Below are 15,854 nucleotides of genomic sequence, written 5' to 3'. Positions count from 1 at the left end.
AGAAAAAATGGGCTTTGTAGGTTTATGTTTTTAAACTTATTTTTCTAAATTTGGCGCACTATGAGTACAACTAAGAATGATTTATGGGTCGGTGTCGACGTCGGTTCTACAACCGTTAAGATTGCCGTCGTTGAACCTGAAACCAACAAGCTTTTACACTACACATACCAGCGCCATAACGCCATGCAGGCCCAGAAGGTCCATGAGGTGCTGCGCGAAGCCCACGGTCTGTTCCCGGGCAAGAACTTTAGAGTCGCTTTCTGTGGCAGTGGCGGTCAGCCCTTTGCCGAGGCAACTCACGCATTTTTCGTACAGGAAGTGGTGGCCAACGCTCTCGCCGTTCGTGCTACTTACCCCGATACCCGTGTCGCTATTGAATTGGGTGGCCAGGACGCCAAGGTGGTGTTCTTTGAAAAGGATCCCACTACTGGCAAGCTGATTGCCAGCGACATGCGTATGAACGGTGTCTGCGCCGGCGGTACCGGTGCGTTCATCGACCAGGTGGCAGAACTCCTCCGTGTGAAGACCGAGGCCTTTGAAGGTTACGCCAAGCGCGGTCAGAAGGTTTATGAAATCTCCGGCCGTTGCGGTGTGTTCGCCAAGACCGACATTCAGCCCATGCTGAACAACGGTATCGCCAAGGAAGATATCGCCCTTTCCAGCTTCCATGCCATTGCCAAGCAGACCATCGGTGGTCTTGCCCAGGGTATGGAAATCAAGCCGCCCGTCATTTTCGAAGGTGGTCCCCTTACCTTTAACCCGACCCTTGTCCGCGCCTTCAAGGAACGTCTGGGAATCACGGATGAACAGGCTATCGTGCCTGAACATTCCGAAGTACTCGTAGCTATGGGCGCCGCTCTCTCCCTGGGCTCCATGTTTGCTGACCAGGAATGCTTTTACCGCGAAGAAGGCTCTCTGGACTCCCTGGTCCACTTTAACGAAGCCCGTCAGGCCGAACATAAGGCCAAGGCTGCCGCCGACCTCTTCTTCAAGAACGACCTGGAATACCAGCAGTTCCTGGAAGATCACAAGATGGCGAGCAACGTGTACCCGCAGCCCGCTTCCGGTTCTACCATCAATTGCTACCTGGGTATCGACGCCGGTTCCACCACCACCAAGTTCGTTCTTATCGATGAACAGGACAACGTGATCGATGGCTTCTACGCTAGCAACAACGGCGAACCGCTCCAGGTGCTCAAGGATGCCATGAACGAACTGACCGACCGTTACGAAGAATACGGTTGTAAGTTGAACATCCTGGGTGTGGGTACTACCGGTTATGGTGAACAGCTCTTCGCTAAGGCCGTTCATGCCGACTACCACACTGTGGAAACCGTGGCTCATGCAAACGCTGCCCAGCGTATCTGCCCCGACGTGTCCTTCATTCTGGATATCGGTGGTCAGGACATGAAGGCAATCTCTGTTCAGGACGGTGTGGTTACCGGTATTATCCTGAACGAAGCTTGCTCCTCGGGTTGCGGTTCCTTCATCGAAACTTATGCACGTTCCCTGGGCATTCCCATGGAAAAGATTGCAGAACTGGCTTTCAATGCCAAGAGCCCGTCTCAGCTGGGTTCTCGCTGCACCGTGTTCATGAACAGCTCTATCATCACCGAACAGCGTGATGGTAAGCAGCCTGAAGACATTATCGCCGGTATCTGCCGCTCCATTATTAACAACGTTTTCACCAAGGTGATCCGTATCCGCAACCTCAACACTCTCGGTAAGAAGGTGGTGGTGCAGGGCGGTACCTTCAAGAACAACGCTGTGCTCCGCGCCTTTGAACAGTACACGGGCCTCAAGCCCATCCGTCCGGAACGTCCGGGTGAAATGGGTGCAATCGGTATTGCTCTTCTCACCAAGAAGTTCATGGAAGAAAAGCGCAAGGAAAATCCGGAACTGAAGTCCAGCTTCATCGGCCTCGAAGCCATGAAGACTTTCAGCTGGCACAACCAGCCGGGTCAGCTTTGCCAGTACTGCACCAACCATTGCTCCAGAACCATCGTTACCTTTAGCGACGGTCAGAACTTCGTTACCGGCAACCGCTGCGAACGTGGTGAAGTGACTGCCGATCCTAACGATCCGAAGACCAAGGCTCTCATCGCCGAAATCAACAAGAAGATGATGGCCGTGCCCGATATGATCAAGCGTACCAACCAGCTGCTGGTGAAGGACTATGCTCCGGCCAAGTTGGTGGAACCGCAGTTGAAGGCTGATGGTACTCAGAAGACCATCGGTATTCCTCGCGCTCTTGAATTCTGGGCAAGTCTGCCTTTCTGGAAGGCTTTCTTTACCAGCCTGGGTTACACGGTTGTTGTAAGCCGTAGCTCTGACTACAAGATGTTCGAAGCTGGCTTGCACAGCGTGCCTTCCGATACGGTCTGCTTCCCGGCAAAGCTTGTTCACGGTCATGTGCTCAGCCTCATCGAAAAGAAGGTTGACCGTATCTTCTTCCCCATGATGGTGGCTGTTCCCAGTGACCACACCAAGTTTGACGCCACTTCTGTTTGCCCGGTGGTGCAGGCTTACCCCAACATCATCAAGAACACCGACGAACCTGAAAAGAACTATGGCGTTCCCATGGATCAGCCGATCTTCCACTGGTTCAATTCCAAGCTCCGTCGCTCTCAGACCATCGACTGGTTCCATGAAAACTGGAAGCTGGACAAGAAGCTGATTTCCAAGGCTGTGGATGAAGGTGAAAAGGCTCTGAACGACTACAAGACTACTTTGCTTGAAGAAGGTCAGAAGATCCTTGATGACGTTCGCGCCAAGAATACTTTTGCCGTGGTGATTGCCGGTCGTCCGTACCATGTGGACCCGCTGATCAACCACAACATTGCCTCTCACTTTACCGCCATGGGCATTCCGGTTCTTACAACCGAATCTCTCCCTGGCGTTTACGATCAGGATATTCCTAGCCATACCCGTATCGAAATCAAGAACACCTTCCACCTGCGTATGCTTGGCGCTACCATGATCGCTGCCAAGGATCCTAATGTGGAACTGGCTCAGATCGTTAGCTTCGGTTGCGGTCATGACTCCATCTTGACCGACGAAATGTCCCGTATGCTCCATCTGGATTCCAACAAGGAAATGCTGATGCTGAAGCTTGACGAAGGCGACGCTCGCGGTCCTGTTGGCATTCGTATCAAGAGCTTTATCGAAACGGTGAAGGCTCGCCGTGCTGCAAATCTGCCCGACAAGCCCGCTTCCAACGAACCGCTGTTCCATACCCCGTTCGTTGCCGAAGATAAGACTCGCCGTCGCATCTTGACTCCGAACCTGTCTCCTGCATTTACCGTTCTTGCCAGCGAATACATGAAGGCTAACGGCTTTATCGCTGAATACCTGCCTGTGGCCGACAAGAAGGCTGTGGAACTGGGTAAGAAGTACGTGCATAATGATATTTGCTTCCCCTGCCAGGTGAACATCGGTGAAGGTTTGAAGTGGCTGGTGGAACACCCCGAAGTAAAGCCGTCCAACGTTTCTATGTGCTTGGCCAAGAACTGCGAAAACTGCCGTGCCGTGCAGTACGCCGTGCTTGCCCGTAAGGCTTTGGACGAAGCTGGTTTCGAAGATGTAAGTATCATTACCACCGGTGACGACGTGAAGGGTATGCATCCGGGCTTTAAGACTGGCCTGGACTTCAGACTCCATATGCTGTGGGGCCTGGTGACCATGGACGCTATTGAAACCATGTACCGCGCTATTCGCCCCTACGAAGTGAACGCTGGCGACACCCAGAAGGTTTACGACGTCTGGATGCCTCGCATCATGGAAATCGGCGGTCACCTGAAGAAGACAGAATTGCCGCACCCCACCAAGATGCTGGCTGAATTCACCAAGTGTATCGATGCCTTCAACGGTATTGAAATCACCGAAGACCGTAAGAAGGGTATCCGCAAGCCTCGTGTTGCCGTGCTTGGCGAAATTCTCATGAACTATCACCCCAGTGCCAACGGCTTTGTGGAAAACTACCTAATGAACAACGGTATGGAAGTCTACCTGCCGGGTATGACCGACTTCTTCCGCGTGGACGAAGCCGTGCGTGCCGAAAAGCTGAAGCGTGGTTTCTCTGCAAACCCCATTAGCGATCGCATTGTGGGTGGCATTACCGCAAAGGCCTACACCCGTGCCCTGGAAACTGTTCGCAAGATCATGAAGGAACACTTCAGCCTTTACGAACATCATGCAGACTGCTACGAGTTGATGGATTACGTCCGCGACATTATCGACCCCACCTACAATACGGGTGAAGGTTGGTTGATTCCGGGCGAAATCATCTACAATTCTCAGCATGGCATTAATAGCCACATTGTGCTGCAGCCTTTTGCCTGCTTGGCTAACCACATTTCCGGTCGCGGCCTGACCAAGGCTGTTAAGGAACGTTGCCCCCATATCCAGGTCCTGTCTCTGGACTACGACCCGGATACCAGCTTCGCAAACATCGAAAACCGTTTGCAGATGCTGATCATCAACGCTCGCGAACTGGAAAAGGCTAATAAAGCGTAGAGGATAAAGGTTAAAGTTTAAAGGTTAAAGGGGCTTCGCCTCTACGCTTTATGCTTTCCGCTTTCCGCAAAAAGGACGTCGGTTTTGAGGCCGGCGTCCCTTTTGTTTTTTGAAAAAAATTCTAAATTTGGCGCCATGCTGAATGTTTCTAATGTAAGTCTTCAATATGGTAGCCGCGTTCTCTTCAAGGAAGTGAATCTTTCCTTCAAGCGCGGCAACTGCTATGGTGTGATCGGTGCAAATGGCGCCGGCAAGTCCACCTTCCTCAAGATCCTTTCCGGTGAACTGGAACCCAATACCGGTGACGTGACCAAGGACCCGGGCGAACGAATCGCCGTCCTTAAGCAGGATCACTTCGCCTACGAACAGAACACTGTTCTTGAAACTGTGATGATGGGTTTCCCGGAACTCTATGAACTGGGCAAGAAGCGTGACGAACTGTATGCTCTTCCGGAAATGACCGAAGAACAGGGCATGCAGGCCATGGAAATTGAAACCCGTTTCGGTGAAATCGGCGGTTACGAAGCTGACTCCAATGCTGCAGTGCTCCTGAAGGGTCTGGGCATTCCCGAAGAATTCCACTACAGCCTTATGGCCGATCTGGATGGCGGTCAGAAGATTCGCGTGCTCCTGGCTCAGGCTCTTTTTGGCAACCCCGACATTCTTCTGCTTGACGAACCGACCAACCACTTAGATCTGGATACCGTCGCCTGGTTGGAAGATTACCTGGAACGTTTCGAAAATATCGTGATCGTGGTGAGCCATGACCGTCACTTCCTGAATGCGGTTTGCACTCATACTTGCGATATTGACTACGGCAAGATTAACATCTACGGTGGTAACTACGAATTCTGGTATGCAGCTAGCCAGCTGGCCCAGAAGCAGCGTAAGGACCAGAACCGCCGCGCCGAAGAAAAGATTGAAGAATTGAAGGCCTTTATCCGCCGCTTCGCTTCCAACGCCGCAAAGGCCAAGCAGGCTACTTCCCGTAAGAAGCTGTTGGATAAGATGACCGTCGAAGAAATGCCGGCTTCTAGCCGTAAGTTCCCCTGGGTCAACTTCAAGATGGACCGCGAACCGGGCAAGATCGTGCTGGAAGTGAATAACGCTTCTATCGACGGCGGTGATGGCATCGTTTGCAACGGTGTGAACTTCAAGCTGAACAACGGCGACAAGGTTGCCCTGGTTGGCGAATATGACACCCTGAAGACCGCCTTCTTCCAGCTCATTGCCGAAGAAACCAAGGCTGCCGACGGCGTGCTCAAGTGGGGTAGCACCATTAGCTACAACTACTTCCCCAAGAACAACGACGCTTACTTTGCCAGCGAACTTTCTCTGGTGGATTGGCTGCGCCAGTACAGTAAGGAACAGGACGAATCCTTTATCCGCGGATTCCTGGGCCGTATGCTCTTCACCGGCGAAGAAGCCCTGAAGTGCTGTAACGTTCTTTCCGGTGGTGAAAAGGTTCGCTGCATGCTTTCCAAGATGATGCTCTCCAACGCAAACTGCTTGCTGCTGGACGAACCTACCGCTCACTTGGACTTGGAAGCCATTACCGCTCTCAACAACGGCCTGACCGCTTTCCAGGGCCCGGTGATCTTCTGCTCTCAGGACCACGAATTCGTGCAGACTGTGGCAAACCGCGTGCTGGAACTGACTCCCAATGGCGTTGTTGACCGCTCCATCACCTTCGATGAATGGTATGAATCGAAGTCTAAGGGCAACAAGAAGAAGTAAGTCCTGATTTTGTGGGGACTGCAGGTCGGTCCCGCAAACTTTAAAGAAAAATCCTCGGTTTTAAACCGAGGATTTTTTCGCTATAGGAAACGTTTTTCGCTGTAGGTGCAGCGCGACTTCCAATTACTGTACGTCGATCTGTACCTTGAAGTTTGCCTTGCCCTTGTGGTTAACCAGCTGGGAACGGGGAGCGGTTGTGACCGTGACGTTCTTCTTGGTAACACCGGATTGCTGCTGAAGGGTCTTCAGCAGTTCTGCGTTGCGCTTGGCAGCCATGTCCAGCAGTTCCTTTTCGAGAGCCTTGCGGTCCAGATTGGCGGCGTTGGCGGCAACGTAGGCGGTGTAGGCTTCGTCCTTGTCGTCGATGGCGATGATAGCCTTTTCGTCCAGCTCGTTCAGGGCGGTCTTGCCCTGAGTAGACTTGTAGAACTCGGTTTTAAGTTTGCGGGTCTTGTAGGCTTCCACCGTCTTCTTCATATTGAAGGACTGCACAAAGTTCATCTTCAACTTGGGATCCTTGGCCAGGGCAGAAACCATCTTGATTGCCTTGGCGTACTGTTCGCTTTCCATGTGGTTGTTCAGCGGGTCGATAACGATTTCGTCGTTCTTGCTCAGGTCGAAACCGATGGCGCTTGCACCGGATGCGGCGACGTTACCCACAATCTTCAGGGGTGAAAGGGCCACCTTGATCAGCAGGTTCATCACGGTCTTCCAGACAATCTTGAGGTAAGAGAATTCGGGATCCTGCATGTTGCCCTGCACGGGAACGTCAAACTGAATCTTGTCGTCCTTGTCCTTGAGAATGTACAGACCCACCTTCATGGGGACGGTGAATTCCGGGTCGCTGCCTTCTACCTTGTCGCCAACGTCGATGTTGTAGATGTCGATTGTATTTTTGCTATCCAGGTTGAACTTGTTGATCTTGTTGTCGCTGGCGAAAGCCATGGTGCCAGAAATGATGGGGTAGCCGGTGTAGTGGAGGCTGTAGGGGCTGAAGTGCTTCAGGGCCAGATTCTTGATGCTGACATAGGCATCCATAGTGCTCAGGTCGGAGAGGGCTCCCTTGTACTTTACAGAAACGGTGCCGCCTTCGGGGAAGTTGGCGTTTACGTTAACGGTGCAGGGGGTGTCAAAGTTGATGTTGGAACCGGAAACGCTGATGCCGCTAACCTTATAGTTGAAGGGCGTCTTGATGGTAAGATCGTTTGCGGAGACGGACGTGTTCTTGACTTGCAACTTGTTCAGTACGAATTTCAGAGGCTTTGCTGGGGCGGCCTTGGCTGTTTCGGGGGCGGCTGCGACAGCGGAATCAGACTTGGAAGAGTCTACAGGTGCTTCGGTAACGACGGCTGCGGCCAGGGCGCTGTCAACTGCGCTGGTGTCCTCGGCTGCACCCTTGGGATTTAGAAGTATGTCGATGTTGGTCTTGCCGCCCTTCAGCAGGTCCAGATGGGCGAATGCGCCATCGACCACTACGGAATCCACGACAAAGTCCATTTCGTTCAGGTTAGCCTTCTTGATGCCGACCTGTACGCTGTTCACGCCGATGGTCTTTTCGGATGTTTCGGTAAGGACGATATTGTTAAGGCCTACGGTACCTGCAACATTGCTAGAAAGAACGTCATTCACGTTGCCTGCAACATTCAGGTTGACGTCCAGGGAGCCGCTAAAGTCCTTATAGTTGATGAAGTCCTTCAGGTAGGGCTTGCCGCAGGCCAGTTCAAACTGCTTCAGGGCGACTGCTACATTGAAGTCCTGAGTTTTCATGTTGAAGAGAACTTTCACGGTCAGATCGCCGCCATCTGCAAACTTCAGGTTTACGCCAATGTCGGTGTCCTTGTTGTTGAAGTAGACGGCGGGAATATCTACAGAGAAATCCTGGAGGTGAATTTTTGAACCGACCTTGCGATCCTGATAGATGATGTTGCCCTTTTCCAGGACGATGTTCTGGATGGCGACATCAAATCCTCCGGTCATTTCGACGGGGTCAATGTTTATGGCCTTGATAGAATCGCCTGCGGCGGAGTCTGCAGTTGCATCAGCGGTTGCCGATGGGGTGGCTGCGGAATCTGTGGCGACGCTGTCCTGCTCACTTGCGGCGAACTTATCCAGGATGTCGCTGAAGTTGAAGCGGTCGCCGTCTTGTACTACCTGGGTATAAAGGCCTTTCAAATAGATTTCGCTGACGTTGATTTCTTTGGACAGCAGGCGAGTGGGATTCACGTTGACGCGGAACTTTTCAAATCCCACGAAAGGTGTTGCGCCGTCCTGTTCGAAAATGGCGAAATCGTCTACGGTAACTGTGAAGGTGAACGGATTGAAGTCTACGTCGGCAATCTTCATTTTGCGGCCGATGAGTTCTTCGGAATGCTCGACTACATAGTCTTTTGCGATACCGGGGGCGATTTTGAGGGCGGCGATCACGAGAACGATCAATACCGCCAGGACAATGAGGGCAATGTAACGTTTCTTCATATTTCAAATAATAAAAAAAGTGTCCGGAAATTGCACGTTAATTATCGTGTACACGCTTTATAATGCTAGTCTTCGCCGTTGATTATCTGCAGAAATTCCTGACCGTATTTTTGCAACTTCATGGCGCCGATTCCGGGGATGTTGGCCATGTCGGTGAGGCTGGCCGGGCGTTCCTGAACCATACCCAGCAGAACCTTGTCGCTGAAGATGACGTAGGGCGGTACGTTGGCGGCGTCGGCAAGATTGCGGCGATGGATTCGCAGGGCCTCGAAAAGTACGGCGTCGCTTCCTTCCAGATTGTCCTTGGCGCTGAGGCGTACAGAAACTTTTTGCGGTTGCGAGCTTCTCTGGTTTGCGATTTTTTCTCGCTTGTCTTCTGTAATCAGGGCCAATTGAATTTCTTTTTCGCCGAAGAGCACCTGCTTCCCGAATTCGGTAATGCGCAAGGTCTTCTTGTCGGTGTAGCTCATGGTAAGGCAACCTAGATGAATCATCTGCTGGATGTAGGATTGCCATTTGTCGGCAGGGGTGGCTGCCCCTACGCCAAAGGTCTTGATTTTGTCGTAACCCTTTTCGATGATTTCTGCCCGATGGGACCCCCGCAGGATGTCGATAATCATGTTGGCGTTCTCTTGTTCGCGGGTGCGGAAGATGGCACTGAGGGCTTTTTGAGCCAGGATGGTTCCGTTAAAACGGCGTGGTGGGTGGTTGCAAATATCGCAGTTGCCGCAGTCCTGTTCCATGACTTCGCCGAAATAGCCTAGTAGGATTCGCCGGCGGCAAACCAGGCTGGTGGCGTAATGCTGGATTCGCTCCAACTTTTCTAGTTGCAGGTGCCGTTGCTGTGGGTCGCTGCAATCCTGGGCGAACTTGGCCAGCTGAACGATGTCGCTGTCGGAATAGAACAGCAGGGTGTCGGCCGGGAGGCCGTCGCGGCCGGCGCGTCCGATTTCCTGATAGAATCCCTCCATGTTTTTGGGCGTGTTGTAATGGATGACGAATCGGATGTTGGATTTGTCGATGCCCATGCCGAAGGCGATGGTGGCGCAGATGACCTTGGTGCGGTCGTAGATGAAGTCCTCTTGAATTCTTGCGCGTTCATCGGCGGTCATGCCGGCGTGGTAGGCGTCTGCCATGATGTGCCTTTTGCGGAGTTCGTCGGCAACAGTTTCGGTAGACTTGCGGGAAAGGCAGTATACAATTCCGCTTTCACCCTTTCTTTCTTTTATAAAGTCTGCAATTTCGTCCAGCTTACTCAATTTTTTATAGTTAAGACGAACGTCTAGGGACAAGTTCTTTCTGTCAAAACTATCCAGGATCAGATTTTCTTCGGGAATGCGAAGCTGCTGTAAAATATCTTCTCGGGTAATGGCGTCGGCCGTGGCCGTCAGGGCGAGAATGGGAATGCCGGGGAAGTTTTCGCGGAGCTTAAAAAGCTGGGTGTATTCGGGGCGGAAATCGTGGCCCCACTGAGAAATGCAATGGGCTTCGTCGATTGCGAACAGCGAAACGCGACCGCGGGGGAGCAGGTTCTCTACTTCAAAAACCAGACGTTCGGGGGAGATATACAGCAGTTTAAGTTCTCCGCGGCAAAAGGCGCTGCGGATCTCGGAAGCTTCTTCAGTTGAAAGGCCGCTGTTCAGTGCCGCTGCGGGGATGCCGTTTTCGCGGAGACTGTCCACTTGATCCTTCATGAGGGCAATCAGAGGCGAAACCACCACGGCGCAACCATCGAAAACCAGGGCCGGAATCTGGTAGCAGATTGACTTGCCTCCACCGGTTGGCATTAGGGCCAAGGTGTCCTTGCGTTCAAGAACCTGTCTGATGACTTCGACCTGCTTGGGTCTAAAGCTGTCGTAACCGAAATATTCCTTAAGCTTCTGCTGTGCTGTATTAAAAAGAAGACTTGCCTGCTGATCACTCATGCAGGTAAATATAATATTTGGTGTACAAATGTGCAAGAGTCTTATTCGTCACGCCAGAAGGTGAAGGCCTTGCCTTCGATCTTCTTGCTGCGGTAAGTGCAGTTATCGATTCTACGGTAGTATTCCTCGAAGTCGATTCCTTCTTCGCCGTTTAGGAATGTTGCGCCCAGGCTGACAGAAATATTTAGGTTGTTCACCTTTTCGAAAGTAATCCTGCTGATAGATTCAAAGAATCTGCTGATAATCTGGATTCCCTGTTCCTCGTTAGAAACTCCGCTCACGAAGAAAATGTATTCATCTCCGCCGAGACGCAATAGAATGTCTTCTTCGCGGAAAGTTTCCTTCATGGCGTTGGCGACAGCGATAATAACTTCGTCGCCCATTTGGTGACCGTAGTTGTCGTTGATGTGCTTGAATTTATCTACATCGAACAGGGCCAACATACCGATTCGGTTTTCGTTGATGGCTGTCTTTATCTTGTCAATACCGGCCTGGCGGTTCAGCAGTCCGGTCATGGCGTCGGTTTCGGCTTTGGCAATCAACGTTGTTTCGATCTTTTTCTGTTCGCTGATATTTTCGACGGCGTAAATAACCTGGTTTGGCTTAACTTCGGTGTTTACGGGACCAATGGCGATAAAGCGGGCTCGGCACCAACCAAAATTCTTGCCCATGAATTCCTGGGTGATGGTGCGCTTGCCTCTGAGCCTGTCGGGTAGTGTTTTGGTGTTTACGAAATCCAGAATGCGGTCCAGGTATTCGGGAGCTGTGGTTGCCGTCATGGCCAGCGTTATTTGTCTGCTGAAATTTTCGTTGAAACTGTCTACGCTAGAATCAATAAAGTTGTTTGTTCTAATTGAGAAGAACGTGTCCGAGTCCAGGTTGATCTGGTGCATGGAAACGTAAATGTCCGAAATGGATCTGAGGTTGTGGGTAAGCTGATCCTTGGTGCTGAACTGGGATACGCGATTTTCAAAAAGCATTCGTTGGCATTTGTCGCGGACGTTGAATATGCCGACAATCATGCCGATGCCGCTATAGACGATGCAGTTGACGATTTCTGTTCCAACAATTTCGGCCGGCTTGACGGAACCGCAATAATAGAGGAAGATGAAATCGGCGATAATAGTGATAATTACGATGTGGATTGGTCGCATGACAAACAGCAGCGGCGAAACCACGTACATGGCCAATAGGGAGGTGGAGGGTTCGTCGCAGGATATCACAAGCGATGAAAACAGGCCGAAGCATAGGAGCATGGGGTAGAAGATGTGACACAAGATTCCGACAACGGTGTGATTTTTCTTTCCGACAGCAAATGCTATGGCGAGACTTACAATGGAGAACATGGCGAACCCTGCGTAGATGGGGGCCTTTTCCAACATGGCGGGGAGTCGGGTTGCAAAGGCGGCTATGCAGGTGAACGAAAAAAAGAAAGTCGATATGGCTGAATATACCAGCAGCGCTCTATGGTTATGATTGGTTTCCTTGTCTCGGATAGTATACAGATCCGAGTTGGTGAGGCTGGCTCTTATCAAATAATCAATGATATACTTAATCATAATTGCTCAAAATGTAAGACCATTTAATTTTAGTAAAAAGATAAATATCCACGTTTTCTATCTTTGATGTTGATGAAAAAATTGAACGTTTTGATCCTTGCCGCGGGTCTTGGAACCCGTTTGCGCCCGTTGACCAGCGATGTGCCGAAACCCTTGGTTCCGGTAGTTGATGCTTCTATATTGGAGCAGCAGGCGGTTAAAGCTAACGGTATTGGAAACGTAAGACTTCACGCCAATGCGCACTATCTGGCCGAACAGGTGGTTGCCGAGGGTAAACGCCTTGGCTTTGAAAAAGTGTGGGTGGAGCCCGAGATTCTTGGAACTGCAGGCCCCTTAAAGCGAATCTATAACGAAGGATACCGTGGGGGCTTGCTGATCATGAACGGCGATGCCTACTGCAGTTTTGACCTGAAGGCCTTTGTGGAAAATGCCAAGCGCACTTTTGCCTCCGCTCAGGACGGCTCTGCCCCTGGTGTGGCCCTGCTGGCTGTGGATTTCCCCAAGGTGAATACCTTCCGTGTGAATAAGGATGGACGTCTGGTAGGAATCGCTGGCCGTTTTGGTTCCGAAGAGGGTGCCGCCGCAACGTTCTCCGGAGTATCCTATTACAGCGACGAGGCTTTGGCCCGAATTGCTGACGGTGAATTTGACATCCGTGAATTCTGGAAGCAGGAAATTGCTGCAGGACGTCCACCTTTTGTGGACATGAGTCAGATGAATGCTACCTGGATTGACATGGGTTCTCCTGAAGGTCTGATGGCCGCTTGCCGTGCCCGCCTTGATGAACTTGGAGTGGATAGCTGGACTGACGAACGCGTTGCTGTGACCCGCGATTCTATCGTGTTTGCAGGAGCCACAGTGGGTGAGGGCGAAACTGTAGAAAATGAAATCCGCGGTAAGGGATTTAGCTGGAAGATTTAGATTTGTGTTGGAATGGTTGAATTGGCTGCGCGTCATTCTGAGCGTAGCGAAGAATCCATAGAAGAATTTGAATGATGAAGGATTGAAATGAGAAAGTTTAGAGTAGTGCTTGTTGAACCGGAACATCCTCACAACGTTGGCTTCGTAGCCCGCGCCATGCATTGCTACGCCCTGGATGAACTGTACATCGTTTACCCCAAGCGTAACAAGGTGATTGAAAATTCCTACCACACGGCAGCCAACAGCCATGACATTCTGGACAAGGCAACCATCGTTCATACCTTCCGCGAAGCTATTGGGGATTGCTCCTGTGCAGTCGCTTTCAGCCGTCGCATTTTCGGTAGTGCTATTAAGCATTGCATGGTTCCCGATCTGTCGGGCATGCTTCCTGATGATGGAACCATCGCTCTGGTGTTCGGTCGTGAATCCTGCGGCCTGGCTCTTGAAGAAGTGAACGCTTGCACCTACCAGTGCGAAATTCCCGTACCGGGCTTGATGAGCTTGAACTTGGGTCAGGCTGTTTCTATTTCTTTGTATGAACTGTGCCGTTCTGGTGCCTTGGCAAACGGTGAAGGCCGCGCCAAGCGTGGTTCCAAGGGAGCCTGCGAAACTCAGCCCGCAACCATCGACCAGATTAACGGATTCAAGAAGTTCCTGGACCGCTATCTCACCGGTCAGTATCATGATCAGGCCTGGAGAGATAACTTCCTGAACACTCTGCTCCAGAGACTACACCCCACCCGCAACGAACTTTCGGCCCTGTTCGGTTTGCTCCGTAATGTAGCCGGTAAGCCCGCTCGCCTGGAACAGGCCGAAGACCGCGCTGCAAAGGCCGCTGCCGCAAAGGCCGCCGCCGAAGCTGAAGAAACTAAGGCTGCTGCCGAAGAAGGAAAGGCCGGGTAATAACGCCGAACATTAAGAAATTTGAAAAATAGGTTACTAAACGGAGGTTTTGAGCCCTTTTAGTAACCTTGGTTTTAAATAAAGTAATGCTTTTGGGGCGAAATTTCTGTTCTAGAGGTTACTAAATTGCTGTAAATTCTGTTCTAGAGGTTACTAAATTGCTGTAAATAATGCGTTTAGTAACCTTGTCAAGAAAAAGAATTTGAAAAAAGCACAATCTTTTTGAAAATAAAGTAATAAATGGGTTACTAAATGGGTTGTTGACTTGGAAATAGTAACCCCATAACGCAAAAAGGCATCATTATGGCAATGAAAATCACCATCCAATATCTTGATGATTCCATTCCTCGTCTGGAATATGTGGGCGGTAAGTCCGACTGGATCGACTTGAGCGCCGCGGAAACCGTTACCCTGAAGAAGGGGGAGTTTCGCCTGATTCATTTGGGGGTGGCTATGAAATTGCCCGAGGGGTATGAAGCCCATCTGGCCCCCCGCAGCTCCACCTTCAAGAACTTCAAGATTCTGCAGACCAATTCTGTTGGCGTGGTGGACTCCAGCTATTGCGGCGCAAACGACTGGTGGAAAATGCCGGTCTATGCCACCGAAGACGTGACCATTGAGAAGGGCTCCCGCATTGCCCAGTTCCGCATTATGGAAATCCAGCCTACTCTGGAATTTGAGGAAGGCGAACTCTCCGACAAGGACCGCGGCGGCTTCGGCAGCACTGGCGTGAAATAATAACAGCACAGGCTCAAATAAACTCTGCGATTGGATAAAAAAAGATCTCGTCTTGTGTGACGAGATTTTTTGTGTTTTTTACTTCTTTAAATTTCCGTTTTCGTCCCAGACTTTGCAACTTTCTTTATCAACTTGTAGGTCTGAAATTTTGCATTCAACAGCTTTTCTACCATTATCTCTGTAGATGGCCATCGTGCCGTTTTGTCTAACAACACCTTCGCCGTCGTTCAAAAGGGTACCGTGGTACTCTTCTTTAAGTTTTCCGTCTTCATAATATGAGTATTCATATTCCTTTTCGATGTCCATGTCGTATTCAAAACCATTCTGCAGACGACGTCTTAGTTTTGTGACGCGGCCGCCCACATACCAGAGATCGTAAAATGCATTCAGCTCGTTGCGTAAGGTTTCGTCTTTTTCGCCACCGTAGTTGATATGCACCATATGAAGCTTGGAATCGTCCGTCTTGGATTTCATAAAAATGTCCATAACGTAGCCGTTCACCAGATTGAGCTCCATATTTTCTTCAAGCTGTTTAACGCCGAAATTATCAATGAGTCCTTGAAGAAGAGCTCTTGTGTCGTAGGGAATCTTTTTGAAGATGTTTTCCATGCCCAGGTTTGTTCCGGGAACATTGTACGTTGTGTCAAGACCGACATTCCGTTTTGCGTCACTGATGAATTCGCTGGCAAATGGGGTGCTCTCAAGACGGTTCATCTTATAAAAGAAACTCATGCATCCCGAAAGTGCGCATGACAACAGAACTGTGGCCGCTAGAAAAATTTTTTCATTTGAATCTCCTTTTCATTCCCAAAACACGTAGGTAAAGATAGACTATGTTTATTGAGGCAGTTGGGTTTGGTTGTTTATTTAACAAAAATTATCAAACAAGTTGCGTGCAAAGTTCCTGAAAAATTCGTGTATAAAGGAGGTTCTAAACAAAATATAGGTGTATTGACGAAAGCAATACGTAAAGGTATATTATACATCCCGAATTCTATTTGCAAATGCATAATCCGAGCGGAATCTGAAGGATGCAAAAAAGGCCCCCAGATGGGAGCCAGCTAGGATAACTAAATTGCAA

The 15,854-nt window shown here is 50.5% G+C and carries 9 protein-coding genes; 5 read left to right on the top strand and 4 right to left on the bottom strand.

The features are described from left to right. Nucleotides 1-60: 60 nt before the first annotated feature. Complete coding sequence (locus BUB73_RS14355; RefSeq protein ID WP_073286919.1) at nt 61-4,515, top strand: acyl-CoA dehydratase activase; 4,455 nt, start codon at nt 61-63, stop codon at nt 4,513-4,515. A gap of 135 nt (nt 4,516-4,650) precedes the next feature. After that, complete coding sequence (locus tag BUB73_RS14350; protein WP_073160517.1) at nt 4,651-6,252, top strand: ABC-F family ATP-binding cassette domain-containing protein; 1,602 nt, start codon at nt 4,651-4,653, stop codon at nt 6,250-6,252. A gap of 123 nt (nt 6,253-6,375) precedes the next feature. Here the strand turns inward: BUB73_RS14350 and BUB73_RS14345 are convergent, their stop codons facing one another. The 3 genes from BUB73_RS14345 to BUB73_RS14335 form a co-directional block, all read right to left on the bottom strand. Further along, nucleotides 6,376-8,727: a DUF748 domain-containing protein gene (locus BUB73_RS14345; protein WP_073286916.1), complete on the bottom strand. Its 2,352-nt coding sequence runs from the start codon at nt 8,725-8,727 to the stop codon at nt 6,376-6,378. Nucleotides 8,728-8,792: 65 nt separating this feature from the next. Next, entirely contained in the window at nt 8,793-10,652 is a 1,860-nt protein-coding gene (recQ, locus tag BUB73_RS14340) for a DNA helicase RecQ (RefSeq protein ID WP_073286913.1), read from the bottom strand. Between the two features lie 41 nt (nt 10,653-10,693). Then, entirely contained in the window at nt 10,694-12,211 is a 1,518-nt protein-coding gene (locus tag BUB73_RS14335; protein WP_073286911.1) for a GGDEF domain-containing protein, read from the bottom strand. A 72-nt stretch (nt 12,212-12,283) separates the two neighbouring features. On the opposite strand from BUB73_RS14335, the gene BUB73_RS14330 reads away from it, so the two are divergent. The 3 genes from BUB73_RS14330 to BUB73_RS14320 all read left to right on the top strand — a co-directional run bounded on the left by BUB73_RS14330 (nt 12,284) and on the right by BUB73_RS14320 (nt 14,773). Continuing rightward, on the top strand, nt 12,284-13,132 hold the full coding sequence (locus tag BUB73_RS14330) for a nucleotidyltransferase family protein (protein WP_249269339.1): 849 nt from the start codon (nt 12,284-12,286) through the stop codon (nt 13,130-13,132). Nucleotides 13,133-13,219: 87 nt separating this feature from the next. Then, nucleotides 13,220-14,035 carry an RNA methyltransferase gene (locus BUB73_RS14325; RefSeq protein ID WP_073160421.1) on the top strand — a complete coding sequence of 272 codons (816 nt, stop codon included), beginning with the start codon at nt 13,220-13,222 and terminating at the stop codon, nt 14,033-14,035. A gap of 309 nt (nt 14,036-14,344) precedes the next feature. Beyond that, nucleotides 14,345-14,773 carry a dCTP deaminase domain-containing protein gene (locus BUB73_RS14320; protein WP_073286975.1) on the top strand — a complete coding sequence of 143 codons (429 nt, stop codon included), beginning with the start codon at nt 14,345-14,347 and terminating at the stop codon, nt 14,771-14,773. A 78-nt stretch (nt 14,774-14,851) separates the two neighbouring features. Here BUB73_RS14320 and BUB73_RS14315 read toward each other — a convergent pair whose 3' ends face one another. Continuing rightward, nucleotides 14,852-15,505, bottom strand: coding sequence for a hypothetical protein (locus BUB73_RS14315; RefSeq protein WP_073286909.1), 654 nt, complete (start codon nt 15,503-15,505; stop codon nt 14,852-14,854). Nucleotides 15,506-15,854: the final 349 nt, after the last annotated feature.

Origin of the sequence: Fibrobacter sp. UWH6, assembly GCF_900142465.1 — a bacterium.
Classification (GTDB): Bacteria; Fibrobacterota; Fibrobacteria; order Fibrobacterales; family Fibrobacteraceae; genus Fibrobacter.
The sequence above is the reverse complement of the archived record's forward strand: the minus strand, read 5'-3'. Positions and strand labels throughout refer to the sequence as shown.

Excerpts from the sequence above, each read along its gene's own strand:
- BUB73_RS14355 (WP_073286919.1), top strand. The coding sequence starts at position 61 with ATGAGTACAACTAAGAATGATTTATGGGTCGGTGTCGACGTCGGTTCT.
- BUB73_RS14350 (WP_073160517.1), top strand. The coding sequence starts at position 4,651 with ATGCTGAATGTTTCTAATGTAAGTCTTCAATATGGTAGCCGCGTTCTC.
- BUB73_RS14345 (WP_073286916.1), bottom strand. The coding sequence starts at position 8,727 with ATGAAGAAACGTTACATTGCCCTCATTGTCCTGGCGGTATTGATCGTT.
- recQ (WP_073286913.1), bottom strand. The coding sequence starts at position 10,652 with ATGAGTGATCAGCAGGCAAGTCTTCTTTTTAATACAGCACAGCAGAAG.
- BUB73_RS14335 (WP_073286911.1), bottom strand. The coding sequence starts at position 12,211 with ATGATTAAGTATATCATTGATTATTTGATAAGAGCCAGCCTCACCAAC.
- BUB73_RS14330 (WP_249269339.1), top strand. The coding sequence starts at position 12,284 with ATGAAAAAATTGAACGTTTTGATCCTTGCCGCGGGTCTTGGAACCCGT.
- BUB73_RS14325 (WP_073160421.1), top strand. The coding sequence starts at position 13,220 with ATGAGAAAGTTTAGAGTAGTGCTTGTTGAACCGGAACATCCTCACAAC.
- BUB73_RS14320 (WP_073286975.1), top strand. The coding sequence starts at position 14,345 with ATGAAAATCACCATCCAATATCTTGATGATTCCATTCCTCGTCTGGAA.
- BUB73_RS14315 (WP_073286909.1), bottom strand. The coding sequence starts at position 15,505 with ATGAGTTTCTTTTATAAGATGAACCGTCTTGAGAGCACCCCATTTGCC.